The following is a 12,133-nucleotide window of genomic DNA, read 5'->3' as shown; positions in this document are numbered from 1 at the left end:
CCCCCCCCCCCCCCCCCCCCCCCCCCCCCCCCCCCCCCCCCCCCCCCCCCCCCCCCCCCCCCCCCCCCCCCGACCCACCCACCCCCCGCAGGCGCACCCCGCCAGCCGCCGCAGGCACCGCGCACGCGGTCCGGCCCCGACCACCTACTCCGCCGACGTGGCCTTCAACGCCAGCCACAACTCCATCCGCACATCCGGATCGTCCAGCGAACGCCCCAGGATCTCCTCCACACGCCGCATCCGGTACCGCAGCGTATGACGGTGAACGCCCAGATCGGCCGCCGCCGCGTCCCACTGCCCGTGACGGGAGAGCCACGCGCGGAGCGAGGCGACCAGGTCGCCCCGGCCGGTCGCGTCGTGCTCGTGGAGGGCCCGCAGCAGACCGTCCGCGAAGGCCTTCACCGCGTCGTCCGCGAGAAGCGGAAGCACCGAGCCGGCCGCGAGCTGCTCGTGCTCGACGAGCACGCGGCCACGCCGCCGGGCCACGGACAGAGCCTGCTCCGCCTGCTTGTAGGCCGCGGCCGCGGCGATCGGCCCGGAGGGCGCGGAGAGGCCGACGACCAGCTCGTCCTCGTCACCGCCCTCACGCGCGCTGCCCGAGGCGCGCGCGTTCTCCATCGCCGCCGCGTACTGCCCGCACGCCCCCACCGCCGCACCCCCGTCCGCGGCCACCGCCACCAGCCGCTCGCCGCCCTCGGGCACGACCAGCACGGCCTCCCCGGCCCGGGCGGCCGCCGTTTCCACGGTCTCGGCGAGGCCGCCCAGCGGGTCCGCCGACTCGGCCACGATCACCCGGAAGGGCGCGTCGAGCAGACCGCCGTAGAGGTCCCCGGCGACGGCCCGCGCGTGGTCCGGTTCGCCCGCCAGGAGCATGCGCAACACCGCCGCACCGACGCGCTGCTCGGCCGCGTGCAGGGAGCGGGAGCGTTCCGTGGTGAGGGTGAGCAGCGCGACCGCCGAGTGCACGGCGTACCGCTCCGCCGTGCCGAGCGCCGCGGCGGTGCCGACCGCGAGCGCCGCGCGCGGCCGACGGCCGGTGCCGAGGGAGTGCAGCTCGACCCGGTCGTCGTGGTCGGAGTGCTCGGGTCCGCCGACGACCGCGGAGGCCGGCGCGGCCCGGTCCCTCAGCCGTTCCACCTCCGCCGTGAGCCGCGCCGCGCGCCGCCCGGCCCACTCGGGCGCGGCGGCGACGACGGCGCCGGAGGCGTCGTACAGGGCCGCCCAGCCGTCGACCTGTGCGGCGAGCGCGGCGAGCAGGCCCTCCGGGCCGTCCGTCAGCGCTTGTTTCGTCAGTTCCCGCTGGGCCGCGAACCCGGCCGTCACGGCCCGGTACTGGTCGGCGGCGATCGCCGCCGAGACGGCTTTGCTGATCGCGAGGAAGGGCGTGCGACGCGGCACCTCCAGCAGCGGCAGGCTTTCCTGCTCCGCCGCGTCCACGAGGGCTTTCGGGACGTCCTCGTAGTTGACGCCGACACCGAAGCCGAGCCCCACCACCCCCGCCCCGGCCAGGCGCTTCACGTAGCGCCGCATGGCCTCGGGGTCCTCCGCGTCCAGTTTCAGCGCGGTGGTCAGCAGCAGTTCCCCGCCCTCCATGTACGGGACGGGGTCGGCGAGCTCGCTGACGTGCGCCCAGCGCACCGGCACGTCCAGGCGGTCCTCGCCCGCGCGGACGGTCAGCTTCAGCGCGGAGTGGTGGACGAGCGAGGAGAGCGTGGGAGGCATGGGGCCTTCAGGTCGGTGAGGTGATCTCTTGGCCGTCGCGTATGAACGTCCTGGGTCGATTCTGCCTCACTGTACGGTCTCCGTACGTCACCCGTTCGGCCTATCAGCCGCGCAGGTCCACCAGCAGCGGCGGAGCGTGCTCGCCCTCGACGGTCGTCAGGGACAGCACCGCGTGCCCGGGCGGCACCTCGTGCGCCAGCTGGGACGCCGACCACCGCTCCCGCTCGACCTGGCGCACGGTCACCGCGTCCGTCGTGACGGCCTTTCCGGTGACCAGCTTGCGCAGGGCGTGGAGCGCGCGGGTCATCGGCTGGTCGGCGAAGACGGTGTGCTTGGCGACCTCCGTGGTCTCGACCCACTCGGTGCCCCAGGTCTGCGCGAACCGGCTGCCGTCCCAGGTGGTGATGCCGGAGAACGCCATCCGGCAGCCGACCGCCCCGTACAGCGGCCCGTGCAGCGTCTCGGGGACGTCTGCGACGGTCCGCAGCGCGAGCACCACGCCCGCGTTCTGCGAGCGCAGCCGCTGGATCCGGCGCACGGACTCCGGGGTGACCGTCCCCGTCGCGTCGTCGAGCACCAGGCAGGCGAAGTGGGTGCGGCGGCCCTCGCGCACGACGGCGTGGAACTGGGCGAGGACGAGCCGGGTGATCAGCCGGGCGGCCTCCTCGTGGCCGCGCTCGGGCAGGTCGACCCGCACCCGCAGGGGGTGGTGGGCGACGGCGCGCAGCGAGAAGGCCCGGTGCGCGCCCTCCTGCGCACCCCCGCCGAAGAACTCCGCGAAGACCGGCCGGTTCAGCAGTGCGAGCCGGTCGGCGAGGGCCCGGCCCGGGTCGCCGGGCGTGCCCGTCTGACGGACGCGCGCGTCGAGTTCACGGCGCATCACCTCGTTCCCGGCCGCGGCCTCCCGCAGCGCGGACAGCGCCGCCGACTCGCCCTCGAGGAGCTCGCGCAGCTCGGGCAGGGCGGGGAAGCGGCCGTGCACGGCCCGGTAGGGGCCGAGCAACTGGGCGAGCGCCGTGGCCGCGCTCTGGCCGTTCACGGTGTCGAGGTCGCCCACGAGCGCCTCGGCGAGCACGGCGGCCGCCTCGTCGGGGTCGTCGGACCCGGCGTACGGGTCCAGGTCGTGAACGGACGACGGGTCCCCGATCCCTACGATCACGTCGAACGAGGAGTCGGAGCCGAGCGGGCTTCCGGGGGAGGAGACCGCGACGAGAGCGCAGCCCCCGGTGAGCGCCTGGAGCGCCAGCGCCTCGGTCAGCGGCTCGACGAGGGTCCGCGTCTTGCCCGAGCCGGACGGCCCGACCGCCAGCAGCGAGGTGCCCAGCACGTCCGGACCGAGCGCGGCGCCCGCGTCGTGGTAGGCGAGCGGGGTGCGCTCGGCGGGCACCCAGCGGCCGATGCGGACCTGCCCTGCCAGCAGGTCGTGGCGCGCGCGGCGCCGGGGCAGGTCGCGGTCGCCGGAAGGATGCGTCCAGGCGGCGCCCCCCTCGCGCAGCACCGTCTCCCGGAAGCCGGGCTGTCCGGCCGCCCACGCGCGCGTGACGCGCGCGCAGTCCACGTCGTTCATCCGCCCGGCCGCGACCTCGGCGGTCAGCACGTCCGCAGCCTCGTACTGCCCGGCGTCCCGCAGCTCGGGCCACTGCGCGCGCGGCCGCTCCACGCTCGCGACAACGGGCCGGTCGGGGCCCGCGCTCCGCGCGGCGAGGCGTGCCTTCAGAAGGGGCCACCAGCCGCCGAGCAGCGCGAACGGCCACACCACCAGCAGGGTGATCACCGCGTAGAGCGCGTCGGTGAACGTGGGGGAGGCGAACAGCTCGTAGCTGCCGGAGATCAGGACGATGAGCGAGAACAGCGGGTCGACGACCGGCAGGGCGTCCCAGCCGACCCCCGGGAAGGCGCGGGGGAAGACGAAGCTCAGCGCGGCCAGCGCGCACAGGAGGGCCAGCAGCGCCCGCGCGGGCTGGGGCCGACGGCCGACGAAGTGGCGCGCGGCGTCGAGCCAGCCGCCCAGCCGGCCCATGGCGCAGACCAGGAGGGCGAAGAAGACGCCGTCGTAGACCACGCGGGCCTCGGCGCCCTCCATGGTCCTGGGGGAGGCGAGCGTGCCGCCCCACCACCAGTCGTCCGGTGTGAACAGCCGCAGCGGCGCGAACTGGTAGGGAATGCCGCCGCGCCGCCACAGCGACCACAGCACCAGGGCGACCGCCAGCGGGATGAGCATGCCGACGACGGTGACGGGCGCGAGCCGCTCCGCCGACCGGGTGGCCTTGGGCTGCCGGTGGCCGAAGCGCCAGATGCCGGGCCGGGCGGCCGGGCGCCTCTCGTTCAGCCACGCGGCCACGGCGGAGGGGGGTGACGCGGCCTGTGCCGCCTGCTCGGTCGGGTGCGGTGCCGGACCCGGCGCCCGGGCCGGCCGCGGCGGCACCAGGGGTTTCTCCGGCGGCATCGCGGGGCGCTCGGGCGGCCCCGCCGGGCGCGGCACAGGATTCGCATGCGTACCCCGGGCGTCCTGCGTCCCGTCGCTGTCCATCGCGCTTGCCCCCTGACCAGCCGTTCCGTCCGTCGTCGCCGAGTCAATCTAACGCCCCGGCAAGGGGAGTTCACCGCTTACGCGCCCGGGGCCGTTCCGGGGACCGGCCGGCCGGCGGCACCCCGGCTATGTCCACGGCGGACAACCGGCATCGAAGACAACGCCCACATGGAGCATGCCCACCCCTCCCTCACCGTCCTAGCCTGCGAGAAAAGAAGTAATGCGTCCGAAAAACGCACCCCGGAACACCGGGACCACCCGGTACGCAAGATCACTAGGGAGCCCCCCATGAGCGCACTTCCGCAGGAGCGCCGCGTCGTCACCGCCATCCCCGGCCCGAAGTCGCAGGAGCTGCAGGCCCGCCGCGTCGCCGCGGTCGCGCAGGGCGTGGGTTCCGTGCTGCCGGTGTTCACCGCGCGCGCGGGCGGCGGCATCATCGAGGACGTCGACGGCAACCGCCTCATCGACTTCGGCTCCGGTATCGCGGTGACCAGCGTCGGCGCCTCCGCCGAGGCCGTCGTACGCCGGGCCTCCGCCCAGCTGGCCGACTTCACCCACACCTGTTTCATGGTCACCCCCTACGAGGGCTACGTGGAGGTCGCGGAGGCGCTCGCCGAGCTCACCCCCGGTGACCACGCCAAGAAGTCCGCGCTGTTCAACAGCGGCGCCGAGGCCGTCGAGAACGCGGTGAAGATCGCCCGTGCGTACACCAAGCGCCAGGCGGTCGTCGTCTTCGACCACGGCTACCACGGCCGGACGAACCTCACGATGGCGCTGACCGCCAAGAACATGCCGTACAAGCACGGCTTCGGGCCCTTCGCGCCCGAGGTCTACCGTGTGCCGGTCGCCTACGGCTACCGCTGGCCGACCGGCCCGGAGAACGCCGGCCCCGAGGCCGCCGCCCAGGCCATCGACCAGATCACCAAGCAGGTCGGCCCGGACAACGTGGCCGCGATCATCATCGAGCCGGTGCTCGGTGAGGGCGGCTTCATCGAGCCGGCCAAGGGCTTCCTGCCCGCGATCCGCCAGTTCGCCGCCGACAACGGCATCGTCTTCGTCGCCGACGAGATCCAGTCCGGTTTCTGCCGCACCGGCCAGTGGTTCGCCTGCGAGGACGAGGGCATCGTCCCGGACCTGATCACCACCGCCAAGGGCATCGCCGGCGGTCTGCCGCTCGCCGCGGTCACCGGCCGCGCCGAGATCATGGACGCCGCGCACGCGGGCGGCCTCGGCGGCACCTACGGCGGCAACCCGGTGGCCTGCGCCGGCGCACTCGGCTCCATCGAGACGATGAAGGAGCTCGACCTCAACGCCCGGGCGAAGAACATCGAGGCGATCATGAAGGCCCGCCTCACCGCCATGGCGGAGAAGTTCGACATCATCGGCGACGTCCGGGGCCGTGGCGCGATGATCGCCATCGAGCTGGTCAAGGACCGCGCCACCAAGGAGCCGAACCCGGAGGCGACGGCCGCCCTGGCCAAGGCCTGCCACCAGGAGGGCCTGCTGGTGCTGACCTGCGGCACCTACGGCAACGTGCTGCGCTTCCTGCCGCCGCTGGTCATCGGTGACGACCTGCTCAACGAGGGTCTTGACATCATCGAGCAGGCCTTCGCCCGCATCTGAGCCGCGCGCCCGCGCCCGCCCCGGGGCGGGCGCGTTCCCGGGCCGGGCAGAGCGTGTGATTCCGGGCCGGGCAGAGCGTGTGAAGAAGGTGTGCGAGGTGGATGGCGGGAGGCGGTTCGGCCTGTCGCCCCGCCAGTCACTGCCGTAGGTTCTACCCAGATGAGAGATACACCCCGCCCGCAGGCGACTGCGGGCGATCCCAGGCCGGGGCCTCCCCAGCTTCGACCTGGTCGTGCCTCGCGCACACAACCGGAGCCTCCGGCTCCGGATCTCCTCACCGATCGGACGGTCGCCCGCCCCAAACCCCCCGGGGCGCGCGGCGTTCCGATCCGGACGGCCACCCCGGAACCACCCCCCCTGTTCCGGGGTGGCCGACCTCCTTCTGAGGTGCGGACCACGGAGAACGGACCCCGGATTCACTCCGGGGTCTCTTTTTTCGCCACGCTCCGGTACGAAACGTCTCGTTTCGGTCGGCTCGGGGCGTCCGCCGCGCACCCCCCGGCGCCTCCGGTACCGCGCGGCTCGCCCGCGACGACGTGCCACGCCGGTCGTCTCCGCTCCGGCCGAGCCGGCGCTCGCGCCGCCGCGTCCCCAGCACCTCGCCCGGGCGGACGTCCTGCGCCCGTCCCCTGGGGATCGCCGGCACGGGGCGCGCCCTGCTCCCGCCGTGCGCGTTCCGCCGACCGCCGCGATCATGGAGCAGACCGGCGCCCCGCACTTCCCGGCGGGCGCACACGGCCCTACCTGACAAGCTGGAGCCCATGCCGACCCGTCCCCAGCAGCCGACGAAGGACGCGCCCATACCGCCGGACGCCGGACGCCCGGCTCCCGGGGCCCTCCTCCTCACCCTCCTGTTCGGCCTGCCCTCCCTCCTCTTCGCCCTGCTCACCTGGCAGGTGACCGCCGACGGGCCGCTCCTGGGCGTCGACGAGCGCCTCAGCCGCGCCCTCGCCCACCCGGATCCGGCCTTCGAACCCCTCGCCGACCTCGGCAACGTGTCGGTCGCGGTGCCCGTGCTGCTGCTCGTCGTCTGGTACGTCGCCCGGCGGGCGAGGGCCGCTGGTGCCGGCCGGTGGTGGCTGCCCCCCGTCGCCGCGCTCGCACCGATGGCGCTGATGCCGCTGATCGTCATACCCCTGAAGGAGTGGACGGACCGGCCGGGCACGCCCGTCGTGCCGCCGGCCACCGGCTACTACCCCTCCGGGCACACGGCGACGGCGGCCGCCGCCTACGGCGCCGCCGCGCTGATCCTGGTGCCCTGGCTGCTCACGGCGCTCGTCCGCCGCGCGGTCGCGGCCACCGCCGTCGTCCTCGTCGGGGCCGTCTCCCTCGGGCTGGTCCGGCAGGGCTACCACTGGCCGTCGGACGTCGTGGCCAGCTGGTGCCTGGGGACGGTGCTGCTGGGTGCGTTGTGGCTGCTCCTGCGGCGCGTCGGGCGGTAGCCGACCGCGCCAAACCGGCACACCCCCGTCCCCCACCACTACGACTCGGACAAACGACCCTCCGCCTCCCCGCCCCTACCGTGGACCAGGAAAGCCAGCACACCCCCAACGCGGAAGGGCCGGGACTCCACAATGACTTCCACCCACGCCTTCTGGCTCGCCGGCCGCCAGGCCACCGGCGAGGACAGCTTCGACGTCACCTCCCCGTGGGACGGCCGTCTCGTCGGCAAGGTCAGCGTGCCGACGGACGCGCAGGTCGAGGAGGCCGTGGCCGCCGCGTACGCCGTGCGGGACGAGTTCGCCGCCACCCCGGCCCACGTCCGCGCCGCCGCCCTCGACCACGTCAGCAAGCGGCTCGTCGAGCGCACCGAGGAGATCGCCCGGCTGATCTCCGCCGAGAACGGCAAGCCGATCAAGTGGGCCCGCGGCGAGGTCGGCCGTGCCGTGTCGGTCTTCCGGTTCGCGGCCGAGGAGGCCCGCCGGTTCAACGGCGGCGAGGCCCAGCGGCTCGACACCGACCTCGGCGGCCAGGGGCGCCTCGCCCTCACCCGGCGCTTCCCGAAGGGTGTCGTGCTCGGCATCGCGCCGTTCAACTTCCCGCTGAACCTCTGCGCCCACAAGGTGGCCCCGGCCATCGCCGCCGGCGCGCCGATCATCCTCAAGCCGGCCCCGGCCACCCCGCTCTCCGGCCTGGTCATCGGCGAACTGCTCGCCGAGACCGAGCTGCCCGCCGGCTCCTGGAGCATCCTGCCGGTCTCCAACGACCGCATGCCCGCCCTCGTCCAGGACGAGCGGCTGCCGGTCATCTCCTTCACCGGCTCCGAGAAGGTCGGCTACGCGATCATGGACTCGGTGCCGCGCAAGCACTGCACCCTGGAGCTGGGCGGCAACGGCGCGGCCGTCGTCCTCGGCGACTGGGCGTCCGACGCCGACCTCGACTGGGCCGCGACCCGCATCGCGACCTTCTCCAACTACCAGGGCGGCCAGTCCTGCATCTCCGTGCAGCGGGTCATCGTGGACGCCTCGGTCCACGACCGGCTGCTGCCGCGCATCGTCGCCGCCGTCGAGGCCCAGGTCACCGGCGACCCCTCCGACGACAGCACCGACGTCGGCCCGCTGGTCAGCGAGGACGCGGCCAAGCGCGTCGAGGCGTGGGTGCAGGAGGCGGTCGACGCCGGGGCGCAGCTGCTCACCGGCGGCAAGCGTGACGGCGCCTCCTACGCGCCGACCGTCCTCACCGACGTACCGGCCACCGCCACGATCTCCTGCGAGGAGGTCTTCGGGCCGGTCCTCACCGTGCAGAAGGTGGACGGCGAGGCGGAGGCCTTCGCCGCGGTCAACGACTCCAAGTACGGACTCCAGGCGGGCGTCTTCACCCACGACGTGCAGGTCGCCTTCCGCGCCCACCGCGCGCTCGAGGTCGGCGGCGTCGTCATCGGCGACGTGCCCTCCTACCGCGCCGACCAGATGCCGTACGGCGGCGCCAAGCAGTCCGGGGTGGGCCGCGAGGGCGTGCGGTTCGCGATGGAGGACTACACGTACGAGCGCGTGCTGGTCCTCACCGGGCTCGCTCTCTGACCGATCCGGCGAACCTCTGGCTCATGGGAACCATTTTCAGGTAGTCTCGCTGTCGACGCGAGATCGCCGTCCCTGAAGGGGCCCGGCACCGATGCCTTCCGGTGCCGGGCCCCTTCGTCGCGTCGGCCTGGTCCGGACCCTCAACCGGAGAAGCCGACGAGCGCGAGCCGCAGCGGGCCGCGCAGCCTGAGCCGCAGGTCGTGCACGCCCTCCGCGGCGAACGGGGCGTCGAGCGTGGTGTAGTCGTACGGTCCCGCCGTGGCCGTGTCGAGCGTCAGCACGGCCGGCGGGGCGCCGGCCAGGGAGACCTCCACCGTGCCCTCGCCGGCCACCTCCACCGTCACCCCGGTGGTGCCGGCGCCGAAGTCGCAGGCCCGGTAGACCAGCTCACCCGAGCCGCCCGCCACCGGTGTCACCGCCTCCCCCGACACCTTCGTCCGGTCCACGATCTCGATGCCGCTGTGCTCGTCGAAGTCGACGGCGGCCAGGCCCCGGCGCAGGACGGGACGCGGGGCCGCCGGGTCGCCGTCGAGCGTCACCGTCGTCCGCAGCCGGACGTCCTCGCTGGAGGCGCCGACCAGCAGGTCGTACGGGCCCGGCTCGAGACGCCGGCCGCCCCGGGCCACGTCCCAGAAGGTGAAGGCGGACAGCGGGACGTCGAAGGAGACCTCCCGCCTCTCGCCCGGGGCGAGGGTGAGCCGGCGGTGGGCCAGCAGCTCGCGGCGCGGACGGGTGACCGACGGGTCCACCGCGCGCGTGTAGAGCTGGGCGACCTCGTCGGCGGTCGCCTCCCCGGTGTTGGTGACCGTGAAGGACACGCGCGCCAGGTCGTCCTCGACGGCCACCGCCAGGTCGGCGTACCCGAACGAGGTGTAGGACAGGCCGTGCCCGAACGGGAACAGCGGGGCGCCCTCGAAGTACAGGTACGTCTGGCGGGCGCCGATCACGTCGTAGTCGAGCAGGTCGGGCAGGTCCGCGTCGTCGGCGTACCAGGTCTGCGGCAACCGGCCCGCGGGGGAGACGTCACCGGCCAGGACGCGCGCCAGGGCGGTCCCCGCGGCCTGCCCGCCGTGCGCGGTCCACAGCGCCGCGGACAGCCGCCCCGGCTCGAACGCGTACGGGTACGCCGACACCAGCGCCAGCACCGTGCGCGGGTTCGCGGCGCGGGCCGCCTCCAGGATCCGCTCCTGCTGGGCCGGCAGCCGCAGGGTGGTGCGGTCCTCGGTCTCGCGGCCGTTGATGTGCGGGTCGTTGCCCGCCACCACCACGACCACGTCCGCCTCGGCCGCGACGCGGGTCACCGCGTCTTCGCCGCGTTCGACGACGATGAGCTCGAAGATCTCGGGATTGTCCTCGGCAACCTTCACGCCCTCGGCGGTGACAGATACGTGGCGACCCGTTCCCACGTGCCTGAGGAGGTGACCGTTCCCATGGGGTTCGAGACGGAACGTCTCCTGGACGACCCAGCCGCCGGGCTGGTCGGCGGAGGCGCGCAGGAAGCCGTCCTCGGCGACCGAGAGGTAGCGGCCGTCCGGGGCGCGCAGGGTGAGGACGTCCTCGCCCCAGTCGGCCATGGCGAGTTCGGTGCCGCCGGCGTCGGTGGTGAGCGGCGGCAGGTCGGTGCGGCCCGCGAGCAGCGCCGGGTCCAGGGCGCCCTCGGCGCCGCGCACCGTGTCGGCGGCCTCGGGAGCCGCCGGGACGTGCAGGTACGTGCCGGCGGAGGTCTTCAGCAGCACACGGTCCACGCCCTCGGCGAACGCCACGCGCTCGGCGCCGAACCGCTCGTACAGCCCCTCCAGCGGTGTGGAGCGGTGGATCAGCGTGCCGCTGTACCAGTCGAGCTTGCACTCGTCGGCGAGCAGCCCGACCACGGCGATCCGGGTGTCGGGGGCGAGCGGCAGCACGCCGTCGTTGCGCAGCAGGACCACCGCCTGCTCGGCGGCCTCCTGTGCGAGGGCGCGGTGGGCCGGCGTGTCGAACTCGCCCGTGCCCGCGTGCGGGTCGTGGCGCGGATCGAACTCGCCCAGCCGGAAGCGGACCGACAGCTGGCGGCGGACCGCCGCGTCGACGTCCGCCTCGGTCAGCAGGCCCCGGTCCAGAGCGCCCCGGACGCGTGCCGTGATCTTCGAGCTGTCCGTGCCGTGATCGGTGAAGCTGTCCACGCCCGCGGTCAGCGCGGCCGCCGTCGCCTCCTCGTGGGTGTCGAAGTAGTGCTCGGAGTCGACCAGGTTGGAGGGCGCGCCCGCGTCCGAGCAGACCAGCAACTCCTCGTCCGTCCAGGTCCGCAGGTGCTCGCGCAGGTAGGGCGAGACGTGGTTGGGGCGGCCGTTGACCAGGTTGTACGCGGGCATCACACCGGCCACCGCGCCCGCCTCGACCGTCTCGCGGAACGCGCGCAGGTCGTACTCGTGCAGCACGCGCGGCCGGACCGAGGAGGACGTGACGTCCCGGCCGGTCTCGTTGTTGTGGGCCAGCCAGTGCTTGAGGACCGGGGCGGTGCGCCAGTAGGTCGGATGTTCCCCGCGCAGACCGTGCGTGTACGCGGTGGCGATGGCGGAGGTCAGCTTCGGGTCCTCGGAGTAGCCCTCCTCGTTGCGGCCCCACAGCGGGTGGCGCAGCAGATTGACCGTGGGGGACCACACGTTGAGGCCCACCCGCTCGTCGCGGGCGCGCATCGCGCGGACCTCCTTGGACACCGCCTCGCCGACCCGGCGGACCAGCTCCTCGTTCCAGGTCGCGCCCAGCCCCACGGCCTGCGGGAACACCGTCGCCGGGCCCATCCAGGCGACACCGTGCAGGGCCTCCTGGCCGGTGCGGAACGCGGCGACGCCGAGCCGCTCCACGGCGGGGGCGAACTGGTGCAGAAAGGAGACCTTCTCATCCAGCGTCAGCCGCGACAGCAGGTCGTCGATGCGCTTCGCGAACGGCAGGTGCGGATCGCGGAAAGGCGGCGTGGGCGGCGTGTGTGCGGTCACGTGGGATCCCTTTGCGATGGAGCGGGGAGAGCTCTTTCGAAGCGCTTCGATGCTCATTCGACGTCGGGGTGGGTGTCAAGACGTCCCCCGGCAACAACTCCGATACCCGGCCGTTATTTCAAGCCGTACATGAGCGTGCACCGAACCCGGATACGTCCGAGGAATATTGGGAGCGACCCTTGTGCGCCCCCCTCCCTTCACTTAACCTCGCAGCAACATCGAAGCGCTTCGACGATCCGTCGACAGTGAGGAGCCGCGCAGGC

Annotated in this window: 6 protein-coding genes and 1 pseudogene; 4 read left to right on the top strand and 3 right to left on the bottom strand. The window is 73.9% G+C overall.

Annotated features, from left to right (window positions below; all coding sequences use genetic code 11):
* Positions 1 to 144: 144 nt before the first annotated feature.
* Positions 145 to 1,722 (bottom strand): PucR family transcriptional regulator, encoded by a 1,578-nt coding sequence (locus ACIHAR_RS36325; protein WP_400023479.1) that lies wholly within the window; start codon positions 1,720 to 1,722, stop codon positions 145 to 147.
* A gap of 103 nt (positions 1,723 to 1,825) precedes the next feature.
* Positions 1,826 to 4,252, bottom strand: a complete 2,427-nt coding sequence (locus ACIHAR_RS36320; protein ID WP_400023477.1) for an ATP/GTP-binding protein — start codon at positions 4,250 to 4,252, stop codon at positions 1,826 to 1,828.
* 288 nt (positions 4,253 to 4,540) lie between these two features.
* On the opposite strand from ACIHAR_RS36320, the gene gabT reads away from it, so the two are divergent.
* The 4 genes and pseudogenes from gabT to ACIHAR_RS36300 all read left to right on the top strand — a co-directional run bounded on the left by gabT (position 4,541) and on the right by ACIHAR_RS36300 (position 8,895).
* A complete protein-coding gene (gene gabT / locus ACIHAR_RS36315) occupies positions 4,541 to 5,875 on the top strand; it encodes a 4-aminobutyrate--2-oxoglutarate transaminase (RefSeq protein ID WP_365466117.1) in 1,335 nt (444 codons plus the stop codon).
* Between the two features lie 159 nt (positions 5,876 to 6,034).
* Positions 6,035 to 6,249, top strand: a pseudogene (locus ACIHAR_RS36310) (phosphoesterase); the annotation flags it as partial.
* Positions 6,250 to 6,636: 387 nt separating this feature from the next.
* Positions 6,637 to 7,317, top strand: coding sequence for a phosphatase PAP2 family protein (locus tag ACIHAR_RS36305; protein ID WP_400023475.1), 681 nt, complete (start codon positions 6,637 to 6,639; stop codon positions 7,315 to 7,317).
* Positions 7,318 to 7,449: 132 nt separating this feature from the next.
* The gene (locus ACIHAR_RS36300) at positions 7,450 to 8,895 is read left to right on the top strand and encodes an aldehyde dehydrogenase family protein (RefSeq protein WP_365466113.1); all 1,446 of its coding nucleotides are present in this window, start codon (positions 7,450 to 7,452) and stop codon (positions 8,893 to 8,895) included.
* A 140-nt stretch (positions 8,896 to 9,035) separates the two neighbouring features.
* On the opposite strand, the gene ACIHAR_RS36295 is transcribed toward ACIHAR_RS36300, so the two are convergent.
* A complete protein-coding gene (locus ACIHAR_RS36295) occupies positions 9,036 to 11,870 on the bottom strand; it encodes a glycoside hydrolase family 3 C-terminal domain-containing protein (protein WP_400023473.1) in 2,835 nt (944 codons plus the stop codon).
* Between the last annotated feature and the right edge of the window lie 263 nt (positions 11,871 to 12,133).

The sequence above is a fragment of the Streptomyces sp. NPDC052016 genome (genome assembly GCF_044548445.1).
Classification (GTDB): Bacteria; Actinomycetota; Actinomycetes; order Streptomycetales; family Streptomycetaceae; genus Streptomyces.
This window is presented reverse-complemented; position numbering and strand designations above follow the sequence as displayed.